Annotated in this window: 31 protein-coding genes and 1 pseudogene; 12 read left to right on the top strand and 20 right to left on the bottom strand. The window is 70.3% G+C overall.

All coding sequences use genetic code 11. The features are described from left to right. The first annotated feature begins 4 nt into the window (after positions 1-4). From QRD43_RS02375 to QRD43_RS02365, 3 genes are read left to right on the top strand one after another with little or no spacing between them, the layout of a single operon-like run. Complete coding sequence (locus QRD43_RS02375) at positions 5-406, top strand: DUF6249 domain-containing protein (protein WP_285980867.1); 402 nt, start codon at positions 5-7, stop codon at positions 404-406. Further along, positions 399-971 (top strand): RNA polymerase sigma factor, encoded by a 573-nt coding sequence (locus QRD43_RS02370; RefSeq protein WP_285980866.1) that lies wholly within the window; start codon positions 399-401, stop codon positions 969-971. Before QRD43_RS02375 ends, QRD43_RS02370 begins: the two co-directional genes overlap by 8 nt. Then, on the top strand, positions 968-1333 hold the full coding sequence (locus QRD43_RS02365; RefSeq protein ID WP_285980865.1) for a hypothetical protein: 366 nt from the start codon (positions 968-970) through the stop codon (positions 1331-1333). Before QRD43_RS02370 ends, QRD43_RS02365 begins: the two co-directional genes overlap by 4 nt. A 6-nt stretch (positions 1334-1339) precedes the next feature. On the opposite strand, the gene QRD43_RS02360 is transcribed toward QRD43_RS02365, so the two are convergent. Further along, positions 1340-1921 carry an RBBP9/YdeN family alpha/beta hydrolase gene (locus tag QRD43_RS02360; RefSeq protein WP_285981527.1) on the bottom strand — a complete coding sequence of 194 codons (582 nt, stop codon included), beginning with the start codon at positions 1919-1921 and terminating at the stop codon, positions 1340-1342. A gap of 96 nt (positions 1922-2017) precedes the next feature. On the opposite strand from QRD43_RS02360, the gene argC reads away from it, so the two are divergent. The 3 genes from argC to QRD43_RS02345 all read left to right on the top strand — a co-directional run bounded on the left by argC (position 2018) and on the right by QRD43_RS02345 (position 4197). Then, positions 2018-2974, top strand: coding sequence for an N-acetyl-gamma-glutamyl-phosphate reductase (gene argC / locus QRD43_RS02355; protein WP_285980864.1), 957 nt, complete (start codon positions 2018-2020; stop codon positions 2972-2974). A 9-nt stretch (positions 2975-2983) separates the two neighbouring features. Next, positions 2984-3409 carry a GNAT family N-acetyltransferase gene (locus QRD43_RS02350; RefSeq protein ID WP_285980863.1) on the top strand — a complete coding sequence of 142 codons (426 nt, stop codon included), beginning with the start codon at positions 2984-2986 and terminating at the stop codon, positions 3407-3409. Positions 3410-3624: 215 nt separating this feature from the next. Further along, positions 3625-4197 carry a hypothetical protein gene (locus QRD43_RS02345; RefSeq protein ID WP_285980862.1) on the top strand — a complete coding sequence of 191 codons (573 nt, stop codon included), beginning with the start codon at positions 3625-3627 and terminating at the stop codon, positions 4195-4197. A gap of 6 nt (positions 4198-4203) precedes the next feature. Here QRD43_RS02345 and QRD43_RS02340 read toward each other — a convergent pair whose 3' ends face one another. The 8 genes from QRD43_RS02340 to QRD43_RS02305 form a co-directional block, all read right to left on the bottom strand. Beyond that, positions 4204-5250: an OmpA family protein gene (locus QRD43_RS02340; RefSeq protein WP_285980861.1), complete on the bottom strand. Its 1047-nt coding sequence runs from the start codon at positions 5248-5250 to the stop codon at positions 4204-4206. Positions 5251-5371: 121 nt separating this feature from the next. Continuing rightward, entirely contained in the window at positions 5372-6409 is a 1038-nt protein-coding gene (locus QRD43_RS02335; protein WP_285980860.1) for an OmpA family protein, read from the bottom strand. Between the two features lie 133 nt (positions 6410-6542). Beyond that, positions 6543-7331, bottom strand: a complete 789-nt coding sequence (locus QRD43_RS02330) for a GNAT family N-acetyltransferase (protein WP_285980859.1) — start codon at positions 7329-7331, stop codon at positions 6543-6545. Position 7332: 1 nt separating this feature from the next. Next, positions 7333-8100, bottom strand: coding sequence for a ParA family protein (locus tag QRD43_RS02325; protein ID WP_285980858.1), 768 nt, complete (start codon positions 8098-8100; stop codon positions 7333-7335). Positions 8101-8253: 153 nt separating this feature from the next. Further along, positions 8254-8907 carry a 16S rRNA (guanine(527)-N(7))-methyltransferase RsmG gene (gene rsmG / locus QRD43_RS02320; protein WP_285980857.1) on the bottom strand — a complete coding sequence of 218 codons (654 nt, stop codon included), beginning with the start codon at positions 8905-8907 and terminating at the stop codon, positions 8254-8256. Between the two features lie 14 nt (positions 8908-8921). Next, complete coding sequence (locus QRD43_RS02315; RefSeq protein ID WP_285980856.1) at positions 8922-9482, bottom strand: cysteine hydrolase family protein; 561 nt, start codon at positions 9480-9482, stop codon at positions 8922-8924. Then, positions 9479-11434: a tRNA uridine-5-carboxymethylaminomethyl(34) synthesis enzyme MnmG gene (gene mnmG, locus QRD43_RS02310; protein ID WP_285980855.1), complete on the bottom strand. Its 1956-nt coding sequence runs from the start codon at positions 11432-11434 to the stop codon at positions 9479-9481. Before mnmG ends, QRD43_RS02315 begins: the two co-directional genes overlap by 4 nt. Before the next feature lie 129 nt (positions 11435-11563). Next, complete coding sequence (locus tag QRD43_RS02305) at positions 11564-12682, bottom strand: NAD-dependent epimerase/dehydratase family protein (RefSeq protein WP_285980854.1); 1119 nt, start codon at positions 12680-12682, stop codon at positions 11564-11566. Positions 12683-12866: 184 nt separating this feature from the next. On the opposite strand from QRD43_RS02305, the gene QRD43_RS02300 reads away from it, so the two are divergent. Both QRD43_RS02300 and QRD43_RS02295 read left to right on the top strand, forming a co-directional pair. Continuing rightward, positions 12867-13241 (top strand): MerR family transcriptional regulator, encoded by a 375-nt coding sequence (locus QRD43_RS02300; RefSeq protein WP_285980853.1) that lies wholly within the window; start codon positions 12867-12869, stop codon positions 13239-13241. Then, the gene (locus tag QRD43_RS02295) at positions 13241-13519 is read left to right on the top strand and encodes a YkgJ family cysteine cluster protein (protein WP_285980852.1); all 279 of its coding nucleotides are present in this window, start codon (positions 13241-13243) and stop codon (positions 13517-13519) included. Before QRD43_RS02300 ends, QRD43_RS02295 begins: the two co-directional genes overlap by 1 nt. A gap of 19 nt (positions 13520-13538) precedes the next feature. On the opposite strand, the gene QRD43_RS02290 is transcribed toward QRD43_RS02295, so the two are convergent. From QRD43_RS02290 to QRD43_RS02280, 3 genes are all read right to left on the bottom strand, one after another. Continuing rightward, on the bottom strand, positions 13539-13946 hold the full coding sequence (locus tag QRD43_RS02290) for a cysteine peptidase family C39 domain-containing protein (RefSeq protein ID WP_285980851.1): 408 nt from the start codon (positions 13944-13946) through the stop codon (positions 13539-13541). A gap of 119 nt (positions 13947-14065) precedes the next feature. Further along, the gene (locus tag QRD43_RS02285) at positions 14066-14266 is read right to left on the bottom strand and encodes a hypothetical protein (RefSeq protein WP_285980850.1); all 201 of its coding nucleotides are present in this window, start codon (positions 14264-14266) and stop codon (positions 14066-14068) included. Positions 14267-14367: 101 nt separating this feature from the next. Continuing rightward, entirely contained in the window at positions 14368-15087 is a 720-nt protein-coding gene (locus QRD43_RS02280) for a helix-turn-helix transcriptional regulator (protein ID WP_285980849.1), read from the bottom strand. Positions 15088-15255: 168 nt separating this feature from the next. Here QRD43_RS02280 and QRD43_RS02275 point away from each other — a divergent pair, with 168 nt between their 5' ends. Beyond that, entirely contained in the window at positions 15256-15627 is a 372-nt protein-coding gene (locus QRD43_RS02275) for a DUF4902 domain-containing protein (RefSeq protein ID WP_285980848.1), read from the top strand. 78 nt (positions 15628-15705) lie between these two features. Here the strand turns inward: QRD43_RS02275 and QRD43_RS02270 are convergent, their stop codons facing one another. The 4 genes from QRD43_RS02270 to QRD43_RS02255 all read right to left on the bottom strand — a co-directional run bounded on the left by QRD43_RS02270 (position 15706) and on the right by QRD43_RS02255 (position 20140). Further along, positions 15706-16947 (bottom strand): ABC transporter permease, encoded by a 1242-nt coding sequence (locus QRD43_RS02270; RefSeq protein WP_285980847.1) that lies wholly within the window; start codon positions 16945-16947, stop codon positions 15706-15708. Then, positions 16944-17741 (bottom strand): ABC transporter ATP-binding protein, encoded by a 798-nt coding sequence (locus tag QRD43_RS02265; protein ID WP_285980846.1) that lies wholly within the window; start codon positions 17739-17741, stop codon positions 16944-16946. Before QRD43_RS02265 ends, QRD43_RS02270 begins: the two co-directional genes overlap by 4 nt. Then, the gene (locus QRD43_RS02260; protein WP_285980845.1) at positions 17738-19216 is read right to left on the bottom strand and encodes an alpha/beta hydrolase; all 1479 of its coding nucleotides are present in this window, start codon (positions 19214-19216) and stop codon (positions 17738-17740) included. Before QRD43_RS02260 ends, QRD43_RS02265 begins: the two co-directional genes overlap by 4 nt. Positions 19217-19375: 159 nt before the next feature. After that, the gene (locus tag QRD43_RS02255; RefSeq protein ID WP_285980844.1) at positions 19376-20140 is read right to left on the bottom strand and encodes a hypothetical protein; all 765 of its coding nucleotides are present in this window, start codon (positions 20138-20140) and stop codon (positions 19376-19378) included. Positions 20141-20287: 147 nt separating this feature from the next. On the opposite strand from QRD43_RS02255, the pseudogene QRD43_RS02250 reads away from it, so the two are divergent. From QRD43_RS02250 to gstA, 3 genes and pseudogenes are all read left to right on the top strand, one after another. Next, a pseudogene (locus QRD43_RS02250) lies at positions 20288-20485 on the top strand (hypothetical protein); the annotation flags it as partial. A 19-nt stretch (positions 20486-20504) separates the two neighbouring features. Continuing rightward, a complete protein-coding gene (locus QRD43_RS02245) occupies positions 20505-20813 on the top strand; it encodes a hypothetical protein (protein WP_285981548.1) in 309 nt (102 codons plus the stop codon). Positions 20814-20937: 124 nt separating this feature from the next. Beyond that, positions 20938-21546, top strand: coding sequence for a glutathione transferase GstA (gstA, locus tag QRD43_RS02240; RefSeq protein WP_285980843.1), 609 nt, complete (start codon positions 20938-20940; stop codon positions 21544-21546). Between the two features lie 93 nt (positions 21547-21639). On the opposite strand, the gene QRD43_RS02235 is transcribed toward gstA, so the two are convergent. The 4 genes from QRD43_RS02235 to QRD43_RS02220 all read right to left on the bottom strand — a co-directional run bounded on the left by QRD43_RS02235 (position 21640) and on the right by QRD43_RS02220 (position 25588). Next, positions 21640-23229, bottom strand: coding sequence for a thioredoxin family protein (locus QRD43_RS02235; RefSeq protein WP_285980842.1), 1590 nt, complete (start codon positions 23227-23229; stop codon positions 21640-21642). A 136-nt stretch (positions 23230-23365) separates the two neighbouring features. After that, positions 23366-23788 carry a GNAT family N-acetyltransferase gene (locus tag QRD43_RS02230; protein WP_285980841.1) on the bottom strand — a complete coding sequence of 141 codons (423 nt, stop codon included), beginning with the start codon at positions 23786-23788 and terminating at the stop codon, positions 23366-23368. Positions 23789-23860: 72 nt separating this feature from the next. Further along, positions 23861-24634, bottom strand: coding sequence for a hypothetical protein (locus QRD43_RS02225; RefSeq protein ID WP_285980840.1), 774 nt, complete (start codon positions 24632-24634; stop codon positions 23861-23863). 9 nt (positions 24635-24643) lie between these two features. Beyond that, entirely contained in the window at positions 24644-25588 is a 945-nt protein-coding gene (locus QRD43_RS02220) for a DMT family transporter (protein WP_285980839.1), read from the bottom strand. Positions 25589-25632 lie beyond the last annotated feature (44 nt).

Raw genomic sequence — 25632 nt, 5'->3', positions numbered from 1 at the left:
AACGATGGACAACGTGAATGAACTGTTCGTGGCGATCGGCGTGACCCTGGCGATCCTCGCCTCGGTGGCAGGGCCGGTGATCGTGCTGCTGCGCCTGATGCGCCACCAGACCCGCCAGAAGGAGCAGCGCTACCGCTTCCTGCTGGAGCTGGCCGACCGCCAGCAGGCCCTGCCGCCGGAGCTGCTGCTGGAGCCGACACCCACCGACGCCGATCGCCGCCGGGGCCTGGTGCTGGTCAGCGGCGGGCTCGGGCTCTTCCTGACGCTGGTGGCCCTGCCGCTGGAGTACAACGAGGGTCACCGCCTCTCCGAGCTCTGGGGCCTGGCTTGCCTGCCGCTGATGGTGGGGCTGGGGTATCTGGTGAGCTGGTGGCTCGGTGAGCGCGACGCGCGTGCAGGTGGCTGAGCCCCACGACCCCGAGGACCGGCTCGACCGGCTCCTCGTGCGTCGCGTGCTGGACACCGGCGAGGCGCAGGCCTTCGAGCAGCTGCTGCGGCGACACCAGGGCCTCGTGCGGGCCCAGCTGCGGCGCCTGCTGCACGGCGATGCCGCGCAGGCGGATGAGCTGGCGCAGGAGGTCTTCCTGCGGCTGTGGCGCAAGCTGGACCAGTACCGGGGCGAGGCCCGCTTCGCGACCTGGCTCTTCCGGCTGGCCTACACGGTGTTCCTGGAGTCCCGGCGCAAGGGCCGGCTGGACGTGCAGGAGGGCGTCGAGCCGGAGGCGCTGGACGAGGCCCTGGGGGCGGCCCCGCAGGCACCGCAGGCCCTCCGTCTGGACCTGCAGCAGGCGCTGGCGCGTCTGCCCCGGGCGGAGCGCCAGGCGCTCATGCATTGCGCCGAGCTGGGGCTGAGCCACGAGGAGGCGGCCCAGGTGATGGGGGTGCCGCTGGGGACGCTCAAGTCGCATGTGCAACGAGGCAAGCAACGCCTGCGCCACTGGCTGCAGGACTGGAAGGAGAGGACGCCATGAGCGAACAGGCGCAGGACCACGACCCGTCGATGCCCGGGAACGCCGCGCAGGACGAGGCCTGGCTGGAGGCCTGTCTCGCGCAGGCACGGCTGGACCCGGTGCCGGACGACGGCTTCACCGCCGCGGTGATGCAGCGCCTGCCGGACCCTCGGCGCTACCAGCGGCGTTCGGTGGCGCCGCTGTGCGGCGCCGCACTGGGCGGGCTGCTGCTGGCCCTGCAGCTGACCGGCGCGGGCCTGTTGCCGAGCGCCCTGTCGGGCATCCGGAGCGGGGGCGGACCGGCGCTGGGCGTGCTGCTGACGGGCCTGCTGGGGCTGGTCGCCCTGGTGTGCGGCTGGCTGTGGTCGGAACGGGAAGGCTGAGGCGTCTCAGCCCGCGGCCGAAGCCCCGCGCAGCGTCGCCAGCAGCGCTTGACCCTCCGGCCAGTCGCCGAGCCCGCTGGCGGTGTTGAGGTGCCCGAGCGGCCCGGCCAGCACGAGGCGCGCGCCCCAGTCGGCGGCCATCTCGCCGGCCCGTGCCGGATCGCAGTAGGGATCGTCGGTGGACACCACCGCGATGGCCGGGAAGGGCAGGCGGGGGCGGCGGATGGGACGCCAGTTGTGGAGCTGCGGGGGCATGTCCTCGCGCTCGGTGTCGGGCGGCGCCACGAGCAGCGCGCCACGCACGCGGGCCGTGTGCTGCGAGTGCGCCGCCCAGGCCGCCACCAGCTGGCAGCCCAGGCTGTGGGCGACCAGCACCGCCGGCGTCTGTGCCAGGCGGGCATCCGCGAGCAGCACCTCGTCCAGCCGCGCCATCCAGTCCCCGCGGCGGGGCCATTCCCAGTCGGCCTGTTCGATGCGGACATGGCCCAGCGTCCGCTCCCAGCGGCTCTGCCAGTGCTCGGCGTCGGAGTTCAGCCAGCCGGGCAGCAGATAGACGGGCGGGGCGGCAGCGGAGGAGGTCATGGGCATCATCAGGACGAAGGGAGAAGGCGCGCCGGCAGGGCGTGAGGGCCGGGTCATCCCTTATGCTGTCGGATTGTTCCCATTGATTGTGCTGGAGATCTCATGACGTACACCGTGTTTGTGGATGGACAGGAAGGCACCACGGGGCTGCGCATCCATGAGTACCTGGCTCAGCGCGGTGACATCGAGGTGCTGCGCATCGACGCTGACAAGCGCAAGGACGCCGCCGAGCGCGCCCGCCTGCTCAACGCGGCCGACGTCGCCTTCCTGTGCCTGCCGGATGCCGCCTCGCGCGAGGCCGCGGCCATGATCACCAACCCCAACACCTGCCTGATCGACGCCAGCACGGCCCACCGGACGGTGCCGGGCTGGACCTTCGGCCTGCCCGAACTGTGCAAGGGCCAGCGCGAGGCCATCCGCGGCGCCAAGCGCATCGCCAATCCCGGCTGCCATGCGAGCGCCTTCATCCTGGCGGTGCGCCCGCTGGTCGATGCCGGTCTGCTGGCGCCCGAGGCGCTGGTTTCGGCCACCTCCATCACGGGTTATTCCGGCGGCGGCAAGGGCATGATCGCGGAGTACGAGGCGGGCGGCAACGCGCTGCTGAAGTCGCCGCGCCCCTATGCCCTGGGCCTCGCCCACAAGCACCTGCCCGAGATGATGGCGCACACCGGCCTGAAGACGGCGCCTGTGTTCATGCCCATCGTGGCGGATTTCTACAAGGGCCTGGCGGTGACCGTGCCGCTGCATCTGCAGCAGCTGCGCGCGGGCACGACGCCTGACCAGGTCCGCGAGGCGCTGGCCGCCCACTACGAGGGCGAGCGCTTCATCCGCGTGATGCCACTTCGCGATGCCGACACCCTGGCCGGCGGCTTCTTCGACGTGCAGGCCTGCAATGATTCCAACCGCGTGGACCTCTTCGTCTTCGGCAGTACCGACGACAAGCCCGGGCAGATCCTCGTCATGGCCCGCCTGGACAATCTGGGCAAGGGCGCCAGCGGGGCGGCCGTGCAGAGCATGAACGTGCACCTGGGCGTGGACGAGGCCCTCGGCCTCATCTGACGCGGCCCCATGCGCTGGTGTGCCGACAACGAGGTGCCGGCTGCGGCGCTGCAAGCGATCCGCGACGCCGTCGTCCTGCATGGCCGGCAGCAGACGCAGGGCAGTGACGCGCAGGACATTGCCTGCGCCCTCTATGACGACGCCGGGGTGCTGGTGGCCGGCGGCTGCGGTCGCACGGAGTTTCAGCGCCTCTACGTCGACTACCTCTGGGTGCATCCCGAGCGCCGCGGCGAGGGCCTGGGCGGGGACGTCCTGCGCCGCCTCGAGGCCCAGGCGCTGCGCCGCGGCTGCCTCGACGCCCTGATCGAGACGCTGCTGGACGATGCCGCGGCGCTCTACGAGCACCTGGGCTACGCCTGCATCGCTCACGTCCACGACTTCGTACCCGGCTTCACGCGGCACACGCTGATGAAGGTCTGGCGGCCGCGCGACTGAACCCGGCCTCCCGGCGTCTGACGGGCCCGATCGTGACGCAATTCACGCCAACGGCTCGCATCCCCCTCAGTGCAGGGGCCGACCCTCGGTATCAGATGCGGCGCCGCTTCCCATAATCCGCCCGCCGACCCTGCCTCGATGCGGGCGACTCAAAAGACAGTGGATGTGACGGGAGAGGGCGGTCGGGAGCCGCCGGTTTGAACGGAGGAGTCGCCATGCACCCCAACCTGGGCCCAGAGCCCCTGGCTGAAGGCTTCAGCCTGCAGTTTCCGGATGATGTCTGTGCCAACTGCGGCACGCGCAGCGAGGTCTTCGTGGCCGAGCAGGACACCCGGGTGACCCGGCTGCTGCCGCTGGGCGGATCGTCGGCGGCCTTTGCCCTGCCGGTGCCGACCTGCCTGCACTGCGCGGACAGCCTGTCGCGTCCGCCGATGAGCTGGGGCGGCAAGCTCGCCATCACGGCCCTGCTCGCGGGCGCCTGCGCGGCCGTGCTGACCTTCGCCATCCCGGATGGCCCCGGCGCGGGCCTGGCGGCCCGGCATCCGTGGGTGGTGTCCTCGCTGGTGGGGCTGGTGCTCAGCTGGGTCTGGTTCCGCCGGCATCGGGCCGAGGCGCCGCAGAGCAGCTTCTACCAGCCGGTGCGCATCCGCCGGCTCCAGCGTCAGCGCCTCGGGGGGACGATCCTGGCCCTGCACTTCGGCTTCACGAACAAGGCCTATCGCCTCGCCTTCGCGCGGGCCAACCGCGAGGCCATCCGCGCCGGCCACGTGGGCGCGGCGGATGCCTGAGCGGGCTTACTGCAGCACCATCTCCACGCGGCGGTTGCGGGCCCGGCCGTCCTCGTCGGCATTCGACGCCACGGGGGCGATGCTGGCCGCGCCCTTGGCGTTCAGGCGGCCGGCCTCGACGCCGTAGGGCGACTTCGTGAGCGCCGCCACGACGGCCTGCGCGCGCGCCTGCGACAGCGCCTGGTTGGCGTCGAAGCTGCCCACGTTGTCGGTGTGCCCGACGATGTAGACGCGCAGCTTCGGATCGGCCTTGAGCACCTGGGCCATTTCCGCGAGCTGCGGCTGGGACTCCGGCTTGACCTCGCTCTTGCCGGTGTCGAAGAAGAGCCCATAGAACGCGAACTTGCCCTCCGCCTTCAGGCCCTGGCTGATGCCCTGTGCATCGACCGTGACCTGGCCGGTGGGCATGGCGCGGGGCTCGACGATCTCGATGTAGGTGGCGGCGCGGTGCGTGTGGGCGGTCTGGGCGACGGAGGTGTAGAGCAGCAGGTGCAGCTGGCGACCCCCTTTCGAGAGCTGCCCGACGAGCAGCCGGCCCTGCTCGTGGCTGATGCTCGACGCCAGGGACCAGCGGCCGCTGGAGGATGGGTCCATGCTGGGCAGATCGCCCTTGGCCCAGCCCATGCCGCGCAGCCGCTCGTTCTTGTCCAGCGCGAAGTAGGCCTTCACGCAGCCCTGGGCCTCGGTCTCGCAGGTCCAGACCGTCTTGAAGCCCGCGGCCTGGAGCGCCTGCTGGTGATTGCGGAAGACCTCCAGCGGGCCCTTGTCGAGGGGGGCCACGTAGAACAGGCGCGTCACCTTGCCTTCGAGGGTCAGCGGCTTGATGAAGCCTTCGCTGCCCTTGCCGACGCCGCCGGCATCCGGGAAGGTGCGCTGCTCCCAGTCCTGGTGGGCGTATCCCGCCAGCACGCTGCCGCTGAAACGCTGAAGCACCGGATGGTCACTGCCGCCCGGCACGTCCGCCGTGGGGACGTCCGCCCGGCAGGGCAGAGCGGTGAGGGCGCTGCCGAGCAGCAGCAGGGCGCCGAGTCGGGTGGCACGCAAGGGGGTCATGGGGGATCCTCCGCAAGACTGGGGAAGGGCGCCGCAAGGGCGGGGCCGTTGGGACGGTTGGACGAGCGGCCCCTCGAACGGCCAGGGCCGCTCAGGGGAATGGCGGCGCTGGGGGCGGCGGCTATTGCAGCACCAGCTCCACGCGGCGGTTGCGGGCGCGCCCGTCCTCGCCGGCGTTGCTGGCCAGCGGCGAGAAGTTGGCCACGCCCCGCGCCTGCAGCCGGCCGGCGGCGATGCCGCGCTGCACCAGCGCCGCCACCACGGCCTGTGCCCGGCCCTGGCTCAGGGCCAGGTTGGCCTCGACGCTGCCGACGTTGTCCGTATGGCCGACGATCAGCACCTTGAGCGCCGGCTGCGCCTTCAGGGCGCTGACCATCTGGTCCAGCTGGGCGCCGCTCTCGGACTTGATCTCCGTCTTGCCGGTGTCGAACTGCAGACCGTACAGCGCGATCCGGCCCTCGGTCGCCAGGCCCTGGCCCAGCGCCTTGGCGTCGACCGTGACCTGGCCCGTGGGCATGGCCTTGGGTTCGACGATTTCGATGTAGGTGGCCGCGCGGCCGGTGTGGGCGTTCTCGGCCGCCGAGGTGTAGAGCAGCATCTGCAAGGTGCGGCCACCTTGCGACAGCGAGCCCACCAGCATGCGACCCTGCTCGTAGCTCAGGGCCATCTCGAGGTTCCAGCTGCTGTCCCGGTACGCCGCGTCCACGCCGGGCAGATCGCCTTCGGCCCAGCGCATGCCCTTGGCGCGCTCGTAGCCGTCCAGGGCGAAGTAGGCACGCGCGCAGCCCTGGGCTTCCGTCTCGCAGGTCCAGGTCGTCTTGAAGCCGGCGGCCATCAGGGCCTGCTGATGGTTGCGGAACACCTCCAGCGGGCTCTTGCCCTGGGGGGCCAGGTAGAACAGGCGCGTGACCTTGCCCTCGATGTTCACCGGGTTCACGAAGCGGTTGTCGTCCTTGGCGGCGCCCCGTGCGTCGGGGAACTGGCGCTGGTCCCAATCCTGCTGGGCATAGCCCACCAGCACGCTGCCGGCAAAGCGCTGGAGCACCGGATGGTCCCGGCTGCCGGGGACGTCAGCCTTGGGCACAGCGGCATGCGCGGCCAGGGTGCCAAGGGCCAGGCCCACGATGCAGGCGCTGCGGGAGAGGAGGGGGTAGAACATGGCCGTTGGGTTCCGTGGCAGTGGGGATGCTGGGCGATCCTAGCGAGCACACTTCGACATGATGTAACCATGTGAGTGCGCGCCCCCCCTCAAGCCGGGGATCCCGCCCGGGCTGCCACCGGTCCTGGGCGCCTCAGCGCAGGTCGTCCGCCGGGCTGCGGAAGTGGTAGCGGTAGGCGCTGAGGAAGCCGAGACCGCGGTACAGGGCGAGCGCTGCGGCGTTGTGCTCCCCCACCTGCAGATAGGCCCGGCGGGCTCCTTGCGTGCAGGCCTGCTGGAGCAGTGCCAGGCAGAGGTTGCGGGCATGGCCCTGGCCGCGGAAGGCTTCCGGGGTGTAGATGTCGTACAGGCCCACCCACTCGCCTTCCTGGGCCAGCTGCCCGCAGGCCAGCAGCTCCCAGCCGCGGATGGTGTTGCGGCGCAGCCAGAAGCCCTGGTAGGGCACGCGGGACTGCGACTGCCGCTCCGCCTGAGCCTGGATCTCCAGGTCGCTGCTGCCCTTGAGCGCGCCCATCTGGCGGGCAAATTCGAGGGCGTCGACGGCGTGCAAGACCTGACCCCCGGGCAGGGGCCACCCCATCACGTCGTCCAGCTGGGGACGCACCAGGACTTCGGCGGCGTCGTAGCGGGGCCAGCCCTTGGCGGCGAGCCGGGCATCCAGGTCGGGCGGCTGGGTGAAGGGGGTGATGCGGACCACCAGCGGCAGGCCGGCGGCATGGAAGCTCCGGGCGCTGCGGGCGAGCAGCTCCTCCACGGGCAGGGTGCCGGCCTCGAGGGCATTGATGCAGCGGGCCCGCTTGGCCTGGCCGGGGGAGAGGCGGATCAGCCAGCCCTCGATGCGCGATTCCTGAGGCGGCGAGGTGGCGTTCAGGCCGGCCGCTTCGGCCTGTCGCCCGAGTTCAGCCAGCTCCTCTGCCGTCATGTCACATCGCCGCGATGCGGCGCACCATTTCTTTGGCGAACTCCACGAAGGACTGCGCGCCCTTGGAGGAGGGGTCGAACACCACGCCTGGCAAGCCGTAGCTGGGGGCCTCGGCCAGGCGGACGTTGCGGGGAATCACGGTGTCGAAGACCTTCTCGCCGAAGTGAGCCTTGAGCTGCTCGCTGACCTGGTTCTGGAGCGTGATGCGGGGGTCGAACATGACACGCAGCAGGCCGATGATCTGGAGGTCCGGGTTGAGGTTGGCGTGCACCTGCTTGATGGTGTTGACCAGGTCCGAGAGGCCTTCCAGTGCAAAGTACTCGCACTGCATGGGGACGATGACGCCATGGGCCGAGCACAGGCCGTTCAGCGTGAGCATGGACAGCGAGGGCGGGCAGTCGATCAGCACGAAGTCGTACTCGGCTTCGGCAGCCTTGAGCGCGGCCTTGAGGCGACGCTCCCGGCGCTCCAGCTCCACCAGCTCCACCTCGGCACCCGCCAGCTCGCGGTTGGCACCCAGCACGTCGTAGCCGACCTGCTCGTTGCGCTGGCGGGCTTCCGCGATGGTGGAGGACTCCAGCAGCACGTCATAGACGCTCAGCTCCAGCGCGCGCTTGTCCACGCCCGATCCCATGGTCGCATTGCCCTGGGGATCCAGGTCCACCACCAGCACGCGCTGGCCGACCTTGGCCAGGCCTGCGGCGAGGTTGACGGTCGTGGTGGTCTTGCCGACCCCACCCTTTTGATTGGCAACGCAGAAAATCTTCATGAGGGCTCCCCCCTGTGCGCCGGCCCTGACAAGGGGCTCTTCCCGGCCGATCGGCGGGGCCGGATCGGCCCGTCCGCTGGGATGGCGGTGCGCAATGCAGGGCTTGTGTGCTTGGTGGGCTATCGTACTTGGGAAGGCCGGGTCGCCTCGGACTCAAGCGCGGGTTTTGATCCAGATGAGACAGCGTTGGGCGTCCAGACCGGGCACCTGGAGCTGTTCCACGTGAAACACATCCAGGTCCGCCGGCAGGGCGGCCAGCTCGTCCTGCGGGTGCTGACCCTTCATGGCCATCCAGATGGCGCCCGGCTTGAGGTGCTGGCGCGTGAGGGTGGTGAAGTCCAGCAGCGAGGCAAAGGCGCGTGAGGTGATGACGTCGAAGGGCGCCACCTGAAGCTCCTCCACACGCGAGTGGACGCCGTGGAGGTTGCCCAGGCGCAGTTCCGCCGCGACCTGCTGGATGAAGCTGGCCTTCTTGGCGACCGCGTCCACGCAGCTCACATCCAGTGTGGGCTCGCAAATGGCCACGACCACGCCCGGCAGACCGCCCCCGCTGCCGACGTCCATCAGCCGTTGCCCCGGCGTCGCGGCCAGGTGGCGGCGCAGGGCAGGGATCAGGCTGAGGCTGTCCACCAGGTGCTGCACCAGCATGGCCTGCGGGTCGCGCACAGCCGTCAGGTTGTAGACCTTGTTCCACTTCTGAATCAGGCCCAGGTAGTCCAGGAGCTGCTGGAGTTGAACATCGCTGAGATCCAGCCCCAGGGTCTGGGCGGCATCGCGCAAGGGGGCGAAAAGGTCGGAAGAGCTCATGCGAGGGTCATCTCTCAGATGCTGACGAGGGTGTGGAGGGAAATGAGGGTGGCACCGGCCTGGGCCAGTTCTGCGGAGATCTGGTCCCGAAGGGCTTCGGCACTCAGGCCACGATCCGGCCACGTGTGGTGAGCGTCGCGCACGACCCAGGGCTGCAGGCCCAGCGCCAAGGCGCCTTGAGCGGTGCCTTCGATACAGCAGTCCGATTGCAGGCCGATCAGAATGGGTTGGCTGACACCGCCTTGGCTCAGCGCCTGGACCAGCGCCGCCACTTCCAGCGCATTGGGCACCGTCTTCGTGAAACGGGCTTCGTCGGCTCTTGGTGCCAGGCGAGGGTCGATGTCGAATCCGGGCCCATCCATCGGGCCGCCCGGCTCGCTGTGCTGGATCCACAGCACGGGCATGCCCCGCTGCCGTGCCCAGTCCACCGCGTCCCGGCAGGCTTGCACCAGAGCATCGCCGTCCGGCATCGGTGGGCACAGGCGCCCGTCGAAGGCGCCGCATTGAACGTCAATGACCAGCAGCGCCGCCTGCCGGAGGTCCGGAGCACCGAGGGGCGGGTGGGCTGCTGTCATGCACAGGCCTTGGCGTCGTCCGTGAACCCCTTGAAGCGCCCCTTCTTCAGGTGCACCAGGAGCAAGGAGATCGCCGCCGGGGTCACCCCGGAGATGCGCGACGCCTGCCCCAGCGTTTCCGGGCGGTGCTTGTTGAGCTTCTGCCGTACTTCGAAGGAGAGGGCGGTCACCTGGGCGTAGTCGAGCTCCTCGGGCAGCTTGAGATGCTCGAAATGCGCGGCGCGGGCAACGTCCTCCGTCTGCTTGCTGATGTAGCCGGCGTACTTGACGCTGGTCTCCACCTGCTCGATGACGGCATCGGCCAGGGCGCTGCCCAGATCGGCCGTCAGTGTTTCACGTGAAACACCGGCTTCGGGCCTTGCAATGGCGGCAACCTCGGCCACGGTGTCATAGGCCACGCCGGGGCGACGGAGCAGGTCAACGAGGTTGTATTCGCGTTCGAGCGCTTTCCCGACCAACCGCTCGGCGTCCGCCGCCTGCAGGATGCCGGGGTGCACCCAGGTGCTCTTCAGCTTCTCTGTTTCACGTGAAACAGCGTCGCGCTTGCGATTGAAGGCCGTCCAACGGGCATCGTCGACCAGCCCCAGCTCGCGGCCCTTCTCGGTCAGGCGCATGTCGGCGTTGTCCTCGCGCAGCTGCAGCCGGAACTCGGCGCGACTGGTGAACATGCGATAGGGCTCGGTGACGCCCTTGGTGATGAGGTCGTCGACCAGCACCCCCAGGTAAGCCTGCTCGCGACCCGGCAACCAGGGGTCGCGCCCCTGCGTCTGCAGCGCGGCGTTCATGCCGGCGAACAGGCCTTGGGCGGCGGCCTCTTCATAGCCCGTCGTGCCATTGATCTGGCCGGCGAAGAAGAGACCCTGGATGGAGCGGGTCTCGAAGCTGGACTTCAGCTCGCGCGGATCGAAGTAGTCGTACTCGATGGCATAGCCCGGGCGCAGGATGTGCGCAGCCTCCAGCCCCGGGATCGAGCGCACGGCGGCGAGCTGGATGTCGAAGGGCAGGGAAGTCGAGATGCCGTTCGGGTAGAACTCGTGCGTGGTGAGCCCCTCGGGCTCGAGGAAGATCTGGTGCGAGTCCTTGTCGGCGAAGCGGTTGATCTTGTCCTCGATGGAGGGGCAGTAACGCGGCCCCACGCCTTCGATCACGCCCGTGAACATCGGACTGCGGTCAAAGCCGGAGCGGATGATGGCGTGTGTGCGTTCATTGGTGTGCGTGATCCAGCAAGGCAGCTGACGCGGGTGCTGGTCCGCCGAGCCCATGAAGCTGAAGACCGGCACCGGGTCGAGGTCACCCGGCTGCTCGGTGCACTTCGCGAAGTCGATGCTGCGGCCGTCGATGCGGGGCGGCGTGCCGGTCTTCAGACGGCCCTGGGGCAGCTTCAGTTCCTTCAGGCGGCCCGACAGGCTCACGGCGGGCGGGTCACCGGCGCGTCCGGCGCTGAAATTCTCCAGGCCGATGTGGATGCGGCCATCCAGGAAGGTGCCCGCCGTCAGGACCACGGCCCGCCCGCGGAACTGCAGACCGGATTGCGTGACGGCACCCACCACGCGATCGCCCTCGACCATCAGGTCATCCACGGCCTGCTGGAACAGCCATAGATTCGGCTGGTTCTCCAGGCGGTGGCGGATGGCGGCCTTGTACAGCACGCGGTCGGCCTGGGCACGGGTGGCGCGCACGGCCGGTCCCTTCGAGCCGTTGAGGATGCGGAACTGAATGCCGGATTCGTCCGTCGCGGCGGCCATGGCGCCGCCGAGGGCATCGACCTCCTTGACGAGGTGGCCCTTGCCGATGCCGCCAATCGACGGATTGCAGCTCATCTGGCCGAGCGTCTCGATGTTGTGGGTCAGCAGCAGGGTGCGCACACCCATGCGCGCCGCGGCCAGGGCGGCCTCGGTACCGGCATGACCGCCACCAACCACGATGACGTCGAACTCTTGGGGATACAGCATGGCAAAGGCACGGGCCCCCAGCCGCGGCAGCAGCCTTGAGCCCGAGATCAGCAGCGGGGAAGGGGGGCGATTTTACCGGGGCCTGTGGATAAGTGCGAGCCCAACACCTTGCCGCCAGCGGGCTGTTGATCAGGCCAACGCCTCCTGCCGGACAAAGCGGGCGGTGGCGGTCAGGGCCGCATCCAGGGGGGCGGCTTGCAGCTGCCAGCGCCGGGCCAGGGCCTCGGCGGCGGCAGTGTCGAATCGGGGGGCCTCGAGGAGAAAGTCCAGGCCTTCCGCGGAGGCACCGCTCCAGGCCGCCATCCCCGGCAGACGCAGGACGGCGCGCATCAGCGGCAGGGGCAGCGCGAGACGCGGCGCCCGCACGCCCAGGGCGTTTGCCAGCTGATGCACCAGGTCATGGAAGCTGGGGCTGCCGTGGTCCAGCAGGAGGTAGTCGCCCGTGACGATGTCGCCGTCCAGCGCCAGATGGGCGAGGAAGTCCGCCAGGTGATCCGCGCTGACGAGGGGCAGCTGATGGCGGTGAGAGCCGGGCAGGGCGCTGAGACGGCCCCGCAGCAGCTGACGGCACAGGGCATGCAGCGCCGCATGGCGGGGCAGCTCCCCTTCGCGGGAATGCCCGCAGACGGTGGCCGGATGGACGCACAGCCAAGGCCGGCCCAGCCGCGTGGCCCGTGCGCTCATGTGGGCCTGGGTCTCCAGCTTGCTGGCTTCGTAGCCGCCGATCCGTCGGTAGAGGCGGGCCCAGTCGGTGTTGCCTGCGTCGGAAATGCCCAGGCGCTCGAGGTGCGGGCGGTGCTGCGTCATGTAGCCCCCCAGGGCAATGAATCGCCCGGCGTGGCCGCAGGGATCGGTCTGGGCGTCCCACAGGGCCTCCGTGGCTTGCACCTGGGCACGGCGGGCGTCGGCGCGACGCAGCCCCCACTCGAAGCGTGCGGCCAGATGGAGAACGACCCCGGGGCGCAGCCGGCCGACGAGGGCCTGCGCCGCCACCGTGTCCTCCAGCCGATAGGGGACGGCCTGCAGCTGCGCCAGCACGAGGCCCGGGATGCCACGTGCCGCCAGCCAGCTCCGCAGGGCGGCCTGCTGGGCTTGGGGGTCGCGCAGGGCGAGCACAAGGGGCGTCTCGGGCGCCAGGCACAGCAGGCGATGCAGCAGCCAACGCCCGATCTGGCCGGTCGCACCGGTGATCAGGATCGTGGCCGCGCCAGGGGAGGCCGCGGGTGCGAGGGGGTGTTCGAGGGTCATGGGAGGCCTTCCTGAAAGAGCGGGGACGATCGGAATGCTCGGGCCTTGACTACACTCCAGGGTCAAGCCCCTGCGCTTCTTTTCCTGGCTGCCGCCACGCGTGGTGCGGCGCAAGGAACGGCAGGGGTGTCACCCGTCCACCGTTCGCGCCCCATGCGATGGGCCAGGACGTCAGGAGTCACGCATGCTCATTGGTGAGCTGGTCGCCGTCAGCGGCCTCAGTCACGACACCCTTCGCTTCTATGAGCGCCAGGGCCTGCTGTCGGCCCTGCGCACGGACAAGGGCTACCGCCGGTACGGCCCCGAGGCGGCTGCGCGCCTGACGCTCATCCGGCTGGCACAGGGTCTCGGTTTCAGCCTCGCGGAGATTCGTGAGGTGCTGCAGCAGATGGACGCCCTGCAGTCCGGGTCCCTGGAGGCAGGGCAGGTGCAGGCCCTGTTGCAGGGCAAGCTGGCCCAGATCGATCATCGGTTGGCGGAGCTGCAGACCCTGCGGACCAGCCTGTCGGAGCAGCTCATGCGGGCGTGCCCCTTGCGGCTGCAGGCGGAGCAGCCCTGATGGAATGCCGCCCACGCTGCGCCGCCTGCTGCATCGCGCCCTCGATCAGCTCACCCATTCCCGGCATGCCGCTGATCAACGGCATCAGCAAGCCGGCTGGCGTGCGCTGCATCCAGCTGGACGACGAGGATCGCTGCCGGATCTTCGGGCACCCCGATCGACCGGCGGTCTGCGGGTCCTTGCAGCCGTCCGAGCTCATGTGCGGCGAGAGCCGGGAGCAGGCCATGCGCTGGCTGGGCTGGATGGAGGAGCAGACCGCACCGGATCTGCCGGGCTGACACCGGCTGACGGCTCAAGTCAGCGTGCGGGCCGAAACTCGAGGGCCAGGCCGCTGAACTCCATGGCCAGGGCATCCACCGCCAGGCGCAGGCGCCCCTGCGCCGGATGATGAAGCGTCACGTGGCCGTCGTGGACGGCGACCAGCGGCGTCCAGCCCAGCTGGCGGTGCAGCAGCAGGCAGGGCAATTGCAGGTGATCGAGGGACGCCGCTTCCAGCCGCACCGCGCGGCTGCGAAGGCCGGCACTCAGCGCGCGGAAGCCGAGTTGCTCCAGCCCGGCGGGGTCCTGGCGATCGGTGCGGGGCGTGAGGGCCGGCGCAGGCAGACCATGGTGCCGCGCGATGTAGGCCAGCGCGTCGGCGTCACCGGTCGCGCCCGGGGCCGCGCCATGCACGCTGTCATGCGGGGCCCGGGGAGTCCACCGCACCGCCATCCTGTGCACGAGCCCCCTCAAGCGGCCATTGGCACCGGGCATGCGTCAGGGGGCGGGCACAAAGACAAGAGGCTGGCGGATGCCAGCCTCGGACGGTACTTCATGAGCGCGAATTACCAGGTGCCCTTGGGCGACGGCTCTTCACCGGTCGTTTGCCAGGTGCCCTTGGGGGACGGGTCGTTCTCAGCCACGAGCCAGGTACCCTTGGGAGAGGGATCCTGCCCGGGGCTCCAGGTGCCCTTGGGGCTTTCGCTACCGTCGCCACCGACGATCCATTCAAGATCGCTTGCGCTGAGTTGCTCGAAAGTGTTCATAAGTGATCTCCAGTTTGCTTCAAAGCGAAGCTAGCTCTGGCGATTGGATCACCGGACGCCCGCAGCGGCCACTGTCACACATTACACCCTAGGGATCATCCTTACCGGATCAACCCGAGTCGCAGCGCCTTCAGTACCGCCTGGTGCTTGTTGTTGCAGTCCATCTTGTGCATGGCGTTGTTCAGATGCAGCACGGCCGTGCGCTCGCTGATGCCCAGGATGCCGCCGACTTCCCATGCCGTCTTGCCTTCCATGGTCCAACGCAGGCATTCGAGCTCACGCGGGGTCAGGCTCGGCAGGGGCTGCTCCAGGGACGCCCCTTCGGGGAGAAACACATTCCAGGCGGCCTCTTGCGCGTGGACCGCGAAGAGCTGGAGGTCGGCCACGACCCGCGTCAGCTGCTGGTGATCCGAGGGCAGGGCCTCGCGCCGGTCCACACCCATGATGAAGTGGCGGCCTTCCGGCAGATGCAGCGCCAGGCAGATGCCACTGCAGTATCCGAACCGTGCCTGCTCTTCCCAGAGATCGGCACGGCCGTTCTGAACGTAGGTGAACTGGCTCCAGATGATCGGTACGCTGTGCCGCTTCACGTGCTGCATCACGGGATCCAGCTTGCCCAGGGACGGGTCGTAGGCGATTTCGTTGAACCCGACCGGCGCATTGTCCACGGACAGGAACTCGGCATTGCCGGGCCCGCGGTCCAGCACCACGGTCGCCGTGACGGTCTCGAATCCCAGATCCTGCGCAAACCGCACGATCTCCTCGCGGAACTCGTCGCGATTCTTGGCTTCAAGCACCGATTGAAAACTGCCTTGCAGCATGAGGCCGGGGATCCCTCGGGAAGATTGGAGTTGTGCGGGAATTGTCAGCGCTCAGAGGACCCATTCTGCTAGGGTTTACAGCTAGCAACAACTTGCAGGTCTCAGCACACTGGGCTTACAGGATGATGCTCCCCACTCGTCATCCTCCACAACAAGCAAGACCTGTCGATGACACCTGCCTGGATTGTCTACGCGTGGCCCCGCCTGCTGTGCGCAACTGACGCGACACCGCAGCTGCAACTCGCCCACCTGAGCACCCGCGTCCTGGTGCCCGGCGATGCCGATCATCCCGCCATGGGCCAGACGCTCTGGAAGGGCGAATGGCAGCATGGCACCGCGGGCGTTGCGTGGGACTGGGTCCGTCTGCCGGTGGGGGTCGTGGCGATGGTGGATCCGATGTCCCTCGTGACCAATCTGCAGTTCCTCAACCCGCGCGGGGAGGTGCTCGCACCCGCGGATTCCGCGCGTCAGCTCAACGAGATCGTCCATGCCCTGCCCTGGCAGCAGGAGGTGCACCGGGCACTCGGTCTGATGCACTAGCCCCGGCCCTGACCGGCCAGCGGCTGGCAAAGAAAAGGCGCCTCCGAGGAGGCGCCTTTGTCTTGGGGCGGCCGGCGCTCAGCGTGCCACGGCCAGGCGCATCGAGCGTGCGATGAAGAGCAGACCCGCGAGCGTCATGGCACCGCAGACCAGCACCGAAGGCATCCACTTGGCAAGGGTCAGCGCCTCGCCCTTGAGCACCTGCAGCATCAGCGTGTTCTGGGCAAGACCTGGCACCCAGTAGTACCAGTCGGCCTCGCCGCCGGGGTTCATCAGACCCACCATCGGCGCCAGGCTGATCAGCGTCATGGCGAGGGTGGCGCTGGCCTGAGCCTCCTTGAAGGTCTTGGTGCGCACGGCCATCGCCATCAGGAGCGCACCCACGCCGGCTGCGAGGGGCAGTTGCACCGCCAGGCAGCGCAGGGCCTCGCCCCAGCCGAACTGGAACATGGCCTGCAGGCTGTCGCTCTGGATCAGGTACTGCGCCGGGAGGAAGCTGAGGTTGGCCAGCGCCGCCACGGCAATGCCCGACAGCGCCACCGCGCCCCACTTGCCCATGACCAGCGCCATCGGAGAGGCCGGGTTCATCAGCAGAGGCTCCAGCGACCCGCGCTCGCGCTCGCCGGCCGTGCTGTCCAGCGCCGCGGTGAGGGCGCCGTAGAGCACCGCCATGATGATGAACATCGGCACGATGCTGGTGATGCGCGTCGCCCGGGCCTGCGCGCTGGCCAGGTCCCGCTCCTCGATGTCCACCGACTGCAGCAGCTCCGGCGAGACGCCGCGCAGCGCGAGGTGCAGGCCGGCGCGCTCCTGGTTGAAGCCTCGCAGCAGACGCTGGACGCTGTTGACCGCCACCTGGGCGCGCTGGTTGGCGCTGTCGCTGACCACCTCGACGGTGGGGCGCTCGCCCTCCAGCAGCTGCTGCTCGAAGTCCTTGCCGATGACCAGCACGGGCTCGAGGAGCTGGGTCGCCCGCAGCTTCTGTTCATAGTCCGCCGGGGCCGTCTTGAGGGTGTAGGTCTGGCGCAGCAGGTAGTTCTCGAGGGTGGGGGCGTGCTCCAGGCCGGCCACCGTCAGTTCGCGCTTCTCGGCCCGCTCCTCCAGCGAGGCGATCAGTCCCGAGAGCGCCGCCAGCATCAGCGGGCCCATCATGACCGCGGGCACCAGCATGCGCAGCAGCGTGCGGCGGTCGCGAACGGCGTCCACGAGCTCCTTGAACAACACGATGCGCACATGGGCGAGGAAGGAAAGGGGCAAGCGGTCAGACGTCATCGACGGGTCCTTGGGCGCGGGGGCGGAGGGGCTTGCGGACAGGCTCATGCCAGCGCCTCCTCGGTGGATTCGTCAGCAAAGGCCAGCTTCACGAAGGCCTCCTCGAAGCGGGTCTCGCCCGTCTGGGCCAGCAGCTCGGGGACGCTGCCCTGGGCCACGGCGCGTCCACGGGCCATCACGACCACGTGGTCGCACAGCTGCTCGACCTCCTGCATGATGTGGCTCGAGAAGACGATGCACTTGCGGCCGCCCTCGGGCGATCGCAGATGACGCAGGGCGTCGCGCAGGCCGCGCGTGGCCAGCACGTCCAGGCCGTTGGTGGGTTCGTCGAGCACGATGTTGGCCGGGTCGTGCACGAGGGCGCGGGCCAGGGCCGTCTTCATGCGCTCGCCCTGGCTGAAGCCCTCGGTGCGGCGGTCCAGGATGCGGCGCATGTCCAGCAGCTCGGCCAGGACGTCGGCGCGGTCGTGGGCGGCGTCGCTGTCCATGCCCTGCAGGCGGCCGAAGTAGACGATGTTCTCGCGGGCCGTCAGTCGCGGGTAGAGCCCGTGCGCATCGCCCAGGATGCCCATGCGGGCCAGGGCGCTGCGGGGCTGCTTCAGCACGTCGATGCCATCGACCTCCAGCCGCCCCTGGTCGGGCGGGAACAGCCCGGCCAGCATGCGCAGCGTGGTCGTCTTGCCGGCGCCATTGGGGCCGAGCAGGCCCGTGATGCGGCCGTCGGGCGCATGGAAGCTCAGGGATTGCACGGCCTGCACCACGCGCCGGGGCGGACGCTTGAACAGCGACTTGCCGCCGGCCTGGGTGGTGAACTGCTTGGAGAGTTGTTCAATGCGGATCACGGCTGCACCTCCGTGCGGACGATGGGCTGGAAGGCGGGCGGACGCGGGATGCGCGCGGCGCAGCCGGCCTCCTGGGGCAGGGCGGTGTCGTCGGTCCTGGCGTCGATGAAGCGGTACAGCACCTCGTTCATGCAGCCCAGGCCCATCACGCCGTGGCCGGCCTGCGGCACGACGATGTGCTGGGTCTTGGCACCCAGGGCCTTGGCGATGCGCTCGGCGTGGCGCGGCGGCGTCACCGGGTCGGCGCCGCCGGACAGCAGCAGCACCGGGCTCTGCGCGGGCGGCACCTGGTAGAAGGCCGCCGGCACGTCGGCGCGCGGCCAGTCGCGGCAGACGCGCTCGTACAGCTCGGCGTCGATGCGACCCATGTCGCGAGCCGGCGCCTCGCCGCCCTTGCCCAGGCGCGGAGCGTCCTCGGCGCAGATCACCGAGAAGTGCATGCCCATGGCCAGGCGCGTGGCCTTGTTGCTGGCCATCGAGCCGCCCAGGCCGCCCAGGAAGTCGAAGTTCCCCCGGGCTGCGGACTGGATGGCCGCCGGCAGCATCGAGGTCATCGCCGGCACATACAGCGGGCCGCGGATCGCGCGCAGCAGGGTCGTGCGCGTCAGCGTGAACGTGGCGGGCTCATTCGTGACTGGATGCCGCACCGAGACGCTGCGAGGCAGCGAGGCCAGCACCTGCTCCCACTGCTGGCGCAGCTGCGGGTAGCGCTTGGCGCAGGCGGGCTCGCCCTCGCAGGCCTTGAACTCGGCGTCCAGTGCCGCCTGCACGTCGGTGGAGAGGCTTTCCGGCAGCACCAGGTCCGGCGGCGCGACGCCGTCGATCACCGTGCGGCGCACGCGCTGGGGGAACTGCCGCTGGTACTCCAGCGCCGCCCGCGTGCCGTAGGAGCCGCCGATCAGGTTCCAGCGCTCGGCGCCCAGCGCGGCCCGCACCGCGTCGAAGTCCTGCATGGCGATGGTGGTGCTGAAGAAGCGCAGGTCACCGTAGGGCAGCTTCTTCAGTTGCTCGCGACACGCGTCCACCCGACGCAGGCTCGCCGCCTCGTCGGCCACCTGCGACAGCGGCAGCCGGGATTCGTCCGCGCATTCCAGCGGGGCGGACTTGCCCGTGCCTCGCTGGTCGATGAAGACCAGGTCCCGGCGGTTGTTGAGCCGCGCCAGACGGGCCATCACCATCGGCGCGATGCCGATGGCGCTCTGCCCGGGGCCGCCCGCGAGCATCACGACCGGGTCCGGCTGCTTGTTGCGGGCCATGGCCGGCACCACGAGGTAGTGGATCTCGACCTGCGGGCCGTCAGCCCGGGCCGGATCCAGCGGCCGCTGGACCGAGCCGCACTGCAGCTCGTTGGGAATGCCATCGATCCGGCAGGCCTTTGTGGCGGCCTCCGCCCGGTGCTGGGCACCCAGCAGGGCCGTCAGCAGGGCCGCCAGGATGGCGAGCCGTCCCCCGTGCCGTGTTCGGCAGATCTTCATCGTCGTCCTTCCCCGGGCCACGCGGGCCCTGTGTGTTGGCATGGGGCGGATTATGGGAAGACTGGCGGGTGTCCGCCGGGATGTTGCGGTGAATGGCAGGGAGGTGCGGCGACTGGCGGGAATCGGGGGGCCGGCGGCACGGAGGCCGGCTCGCCCGTCTCAGTCGGGATATCGCAGCAGCACCCCTGCGAAGAGGCACGCCAGTGCCTCTCCCGCCCCGGGCTCCAGCGAGGGGCTCCGCCACGCGCGGCCCGGGTGCAGGGTCTCCAGGGCGGCGACCTGCGCGCCGGACGCGTCCGAGACGAGGAAGGCGGGCGCCGGGCTGGCCAGATGAATCTCATGGCCTCGCACGTCCTGGATCTGCATCTGCAGCACCTGCCCGTCGATCCGCAGCTCGCCGTGGGCCGGCCGCCACTCGTCGCTGAGGCTGAGCTCGGCCTCCTGGGACCCCCCGGTGCAGCGGCAGCGCAGGGTGGTGACCGCGTCCGGCAGAAGCCCGAGCCGGCTGGTCAGAGAGGACCGGCGGCGGCTGTCGCAGTTCCCATCCCATGCCGTCGCTGCCTCGAAGCGGAAGCTCAGGTCCCAGCGCTCGGTGGTCCGCCCGAACGGCCCCAGCGTGAAGCCCTCGGTACTTACGGCGCTGCGGCGGACGTCGTGGACGGCATAGGGTCCCAGCCGGAAGGCCTCGACCGGGCTGCTGCCGAGTCCGTGCTGGCGCCAGCCACTCCGATCGACCGCGGGGAGCATCTCGGCCTGCGCTTCCCAGCCTGCGTCCAGGACGATGGGGCGCAGCGGCGCCGGTGGAGGCGGGGGCTCCGCAAGGCTGGCGCCTGAGGCCGTCAGCAGGCCCAGCAGGAGGCAGGGGAGTCGTGCCAGGGTGGCGGGGGTGTGTCGGTTTTGCTGCCGAGGGAGTGAAGAGGGCATGGTGTCGTCGAGAAAGGCTGGGGTGCGGCCATGACACCACGGTGCCGTGACCCCAGGAGGCCCTGGGACGGTCGGGTGTCCTTTTGAAGTACCAGAAGTGGTCCACAACAATACCAGTTTCCTCCCGGCGCGAGTCGCCGAACCGCCATGTCCGCTCCTCGATGCCGGATCCGCCCGCCCGCCCCCTGGCTCGTTCGCCTCGCCCTGCTGGCCGTGGCCCTGCCCGTCGGTGCGGCTGGCAGTCCGGACGCGCAGCCCGCCGGCCTTGACGAGGTCCGTCGGCCCCGGGGCGCGCTGGTCCTGTCCGGCGGCGGGGCGCGGGGCCTGGCGCACATCGGCGTCCTCAAGGTGTTGGAGGAGCTGCGTGTGCCGGTGGACCTGGTGGGGGGACAAGAGCCTGCAGACCTCGCGCTTGCCCTTCTCCATGGTGATGCAGTGGACCGTCGAGAAGCCGGGCGCCACGCTCCGGGCGCCGGACGGCTCCTCGGTCACGGTGATCTCGTATGACGGCGCGCGGGGCGTGGCGGAACTGGGCATCCCGGGCCGCCCGATGGCGCGCCAGGCGTTCACCAGCGCCGACCTGCAGGCCGCGCTGAAGCGCTGGACCTACGGAGCCGGGTCGTGCGTCCGGCCAGGGCCCGGAACCGGGGCTGCCATGCCCCTCGCGCCGTAGCAGGTTTCCACACATCCTGCTGACGCAGGCTTTCTGACGGCCGGCGGGCAATGGCGTATCGTCGGCGCCTTGCCCACTTCGGTGCGGGCCAGAGGGCCGGCACCCCCTCAGGAAGGAAACCAGCATGAAGCTCTACTACAGCCCTGGCGCCTGCTCGCTGTCCCCGCACATTGCCCTCATCGAGGCCGGCCTGCCCTTCGAGGCCGTGATGACCAGCACCAAGACCAAGAAGCTGGCCGACGGCACGGACTTCTTCACCATCAACCCCAAGGGCTCCGTGCCCGTGCTGGAGCTGGACAACGGCGAGCGGCTGACCGAAGGCCCGGCCATCGTCCAGTGGATCGCCGACCAGGCCCCGGACAAGCAGCTGGCCCCCGCCAACGGCACCTGGCCGCGCTATCGCCTGCAGGAATGGCTGAACTACATCACCAGCGAGCTGCACAAGGGCTTCTCGCCCCTGTTCAACCCGGCCACGCCGGAAGACGCCAAGCCGATGCTGCGCGAGGCCCTGCTCAAGCGCATGGCCTGGGTGGACAGCCAGCTCGAAGGCCGTGACTACCTGCTGGGCAGCCAGTTCAGCGTGGCCGATGCCTACCTCTTCGTGGTGAGCAACTGGGGCCAGTACGTCGGCGTGGACGTCAGCGGCTTCGCCCACCTCGGCGCCTTCCGCGGCCGTGTGGCCGCCCGCCCGGCCGTGCAGGCCGCGATGAAGGCCGAAGGCCTCATCAAGTAAGCCAGCCTCTCGGCGTCCGGCCCGCCGTCGGGCGCTGGCGCTGCCACGCAAAAGGCGCCCCGCGGGGCGCCTTTGTCATGGGATGCCGGGGCCTCAGCCTTTGCGGGCCGGCTTGAGCAGGCCTTCGCAGGTGGCGCGCTGCTGATCGGCAGTGTCCACCTTGGCGCAGACGCCATCGAGCTGGCCGCGCAGCTTGCCGAGGGTGGCCTCGTGCTGGCCGCCCTTGTTCCAGGCCTGCAGGTCCGTGCCGACCTTCTTCAGCGAGCGGGCGCTGCGCTCGTAGAACGCGCCCTTGTCCTTCTCGGCCTCGGCGAAGAGCTGGCCGGCCACCTTCTCGATGCGGGCGGCATCCTGCGGCGCCAGTTCGACGAGCGCGGCGAGGTAGGTCGCGCCCCACTGCAGGCGCGTGGCGGGGCCCTCGCTCTTGTTGAAGGCCTCCTCGTACCAACGCAGGGCCTCGTCCTTGCGGCCCTGCTTCTTGGCGTTGCCGCCCAGCATGCTCATCAGGTAGTAGGGCGAGTGGCTCTTGGTGAGGCTGGACTTGAGCAGCGCATCGCTCTGCTCCCACTGGCCGGTGAGGCCCAGCAGGCCGGCGGCCTCGGTGATCACGGCCTGGCGCTCGTAGCCGTCGGTGATCTCCTTGTCCAGGCGGGCGGCGGTGTCGCGCACTTCCTGGAGCAGGGCGGGGTTCAGCTTGGGATGACGCTCGTCCTTGGGCAGGTCGATGCGGGCCAGCTCCACGCGGGCACTCAGCGCGGCCAGGCGATCCGCGCGGGACAGGCTGGCGTCGGCTTCCAGGCGCTTCAGCGCCGCCTCGTACTTGTCGAGGAGCGCCTGGCGCTCGGGGCCGGCCTTGGGGGCCAGGGTGCGGACGATCTCGGGCGCGCCGTAGCTCAGGGCGTCCGTCTGGGCGCGGGCTTCGGCGGCGCTGGCCAGCACCTTGTTCACGCGCTCGGCCAGGGCGGCGTCGACCTTCAGGCCCTTGCCGTCCTCATTGGCCGCCAGGGCCTTGAGCCACAGGCGCGTGCCCGTCTCGGCGTCCGCGCCCTGGGCACCGGCGGCCAGCTGGGCCAGCAGGGCCGGGCGCTGCGCGGCGGGCACCAGCTGCTGCTCGTCGGTCTCCCAGGAATAGAAGCCCAGCAGCTTCCACTCGTTGGCGCTGAGCTTCTTGCCGGCGCGGGCGTCGGCCAGCACGGACTTGATCGGCCGGCCGCCGGCCAGGCCGAGCTGCAGCACCTTCATGACCTGCGCGGCATCCGCCTCGCCCGGCAGGCGCGTCAGCTCCTGGCCGTCGTTGCTGAAGAGGATGAGCGTGGGATAGCCCCGCACCTTGAAGCGCGTGCCGAGCTTCTGGGCGCCGGGGACGTCGCCATCGAGGTGCACGGCGACGATGCTGCGGGTCTGCTCGATGAAGTCCTGGCGGTTGAACAGCGTGGCCTTGAGCTGGTTGCACGGCGGGCACCACTTGGCGCCCCAGTACAGCAGCACGGGCTTCTTCTCGCTGCGGGCCTGGGCAAAGGCCTTCTCGATGTCGGCATCACCGGCGGCTTCCTGCCAGGACACGCTGCTGGCGGTCGGCGCGGCGGCGCTCACGGGCAGGATGCAGGAGGGGCTGAAGGCGGCCAGGCTCAGCAGGCCGGCGCAGGCCAGGGCTGTGGGGCGCAGGGAGGCAGGAAGCTTCATGCGTTCATGCGGCCGTCTCGTGGACGACCGGTGTCGGGTGAAGAAGCGCGCATTGTGAACCCAAGCCCGCCGCGCTGACTATGCGGGCTCGTCCGGGCGATCTGCGCAAAGGGCATAAGGCCGGCCCGCCAGCGCATCAGAGCTTCAGGGACATGCCGATGGATTGCGGCGCCGTCGGCTGGAAGCCGAACTGCGCATAGAGCTGGTGGGCTTCGCCGTCGGCGATCAGGCTGACGTAGGCCGTGCGCGGTGCGTGGGCATGCAGCCAGTCGCACAGGGCGCCCATGATGCGCTTGCCCAGGCCGCGCCCCTGGTGCTGCGGCAGCACGGCGATATCCACCACCTGGTAGAAGCAGCCGTCGTCGCCGATGACGCGTCCCATGCCGACGACCTCGTCCCCCTGCAGCAGCTGGACGCCGAAGAGCGTCTGGCGCAGGCCGCGCGCGGCGGCCGTGTCGCTCTTGTCGCTCAGGCCCGCCTGCTGGCGCAGATGGCGGTAGGTCGAGACGGTGGGCGTCTGCTTCAGCAAGGTGTAGGCGGGGGGCAGGGCAGGGGTCATGGCGTGTGCTCCAGGCCGGACGAGGCATTGTGGGGAGCCGCGGGCCGGCAGCCAAAGGCCATGGGGCGGCCTTCAGCCCGGGTCCGGGCCGGGCGGGCTCTGGGCCTCACCCAGCCAGGCCTGGGCATCGTCGGCGGGCGCCGGCTCGCAGGCATGGCGCGCGAGGGCCATCCAGGTGCCGAAGTCGGGCTGATGGGCCCGGCGCGGGGCGGGGCGGGCGAGCGCCAGGTGCTGGGCATGGGCGATGAGCACGCCGAAGTCGGCCGGGATCTCCTCGGGCTCGGCGATGCCGGCCTGGAGCACGAACCAGCACTGGCTGCTGAGCGCGAGGTAGGCCTGCGACTTGGCGGGCCGGCGCAGCTCACCCAGCAGGTCGGCGCGGCGGACCTTGATCTCGTGCACGGCGACGTCGAGGTAGTCCGGCACCGTGGTGTGGCGGATCGAGAAGACGTCGGGCATGGCCTGGACCCAGCGCGGCCGCCCCTGCGCCGGCGGAGCGGGGGTCTCGATCAGCGGGGCGGGTGCGCCGGGTGCCTCGGCCTCACCCGGCAGGCCGGCCCGCAGCGTCAGGCCGCGCCAGACGACGCGCCCCGCCCGCTGCAGCTCCAGGGCCACGCGGCCGACGAGCTGCTCGTGGGCATCCCGCGCCCGGCGGTTGCGGTCCAGCGTCGCCGCCAGGGCCTGGACGCCCGCGTCCGTGACGCGCAGCCGTTCTCGGCCGTCCTCCTGCAGACGCTCCAGCAGGCCTGCGGCCAGCAGCTCCACCTCGATCAGGTCCTGGCAGGGCCAGCCGGCACTGCGCCAGATCTCGCGCAGCCGTCGCCAGTGCGGGGTTCCGAGGGGCATGGCGTGGCCTCAGTCGAGCAGGGGCGCCTGGGCGTCGGCCGCCTGACGCGCCGGGCTGGCCTGCGGGGCGAACTGGGCCCAGGCCACGCCCAGCAGGGTCAGCGCCGCGCCCAGCAGCTTGGCGGTGCCGAACTGCTCGCCGCCCGCCACCCAGGCCGCGAGGCCGGCGATGGGCGGCATCAGGTAGATCAGCGGGGCGGTGCGGGCCACCCCGCGCCGGGCGTTGACCCAGCCCCAGGCCAGCCAGCTGCCGAAGCCGATGCCCACCACGGCCCACAGCGCGCCTAGCCACAGCCCGGGCGTGACGGCGGACCAGTCGGTGTGCAGGGCGGCCGGCACGGCGTAGAGCAGCACCGGGGGCGTCGCGGCGAGGCTGGCGTAGCACATGACCAGCACCGGCCCGTGCCGCTCGATCAGCGGCTTGGCAGCCACCGTGTAGTAGGAGAAGAGGGCCGCCGCGACCAGCAGCACGGCGTCCCCGCCGCCCGCGCGCCAGTCGGCCGCCAGCAGCTTGTCGGACATGAACAGCAGCGCCCCGCCCAGGGCCAGGCCGATGCCCACCAGCTGCGCCCGCCGCAGCGGCTCCAGCCCCCAGGCACGCAGGATCAGCAGCGTGAAGATGGGGCCGCAGGCCAGCAGCACGGCGCTGGAGAAGGGGGTGGACCAGTGCACCCCGAAGCTCGACAGCACCAGGTGCAGCCCCTGGCCCATCAGGCCCAGGCGGAGCAGGGCCCAGGCGTCCGCACGGGACACGCGGGGCCAGCGCAGGCCGTGCCGGTGCAGCAGCAGGCCGATCACCAGCAGCGGCATCAGCGTGAAGCGCAGGCACAGGAAGCCGCCGGGCCCCATGGCGGCGAGCAGCGCCTTCTGCAGAGGAAAGTTGAGGCCCCAGGCCAGGATGACCAGGAGGCCCGCCAGCAGGGCGAGACGGGAGGACGGAGCGGTGGCGGGCATGTCCGGATCTTGCCAGCACCGGCCGCCACCGGCTGTCAGCAGCG

The organism is Roseateles subflavus (genome assembly GCF_030285365.1).
Taxonomy (GTDB): Bacteria; Pseudomonadota; Gammaproteobacteria; order Burkholderiales; family Burkholderiaceae_C; genus Roseateles_B; species Roseateles_B subflavus.
This window is presented reverse-complemented; position numbering and strand designations above follow the sequence as displayed.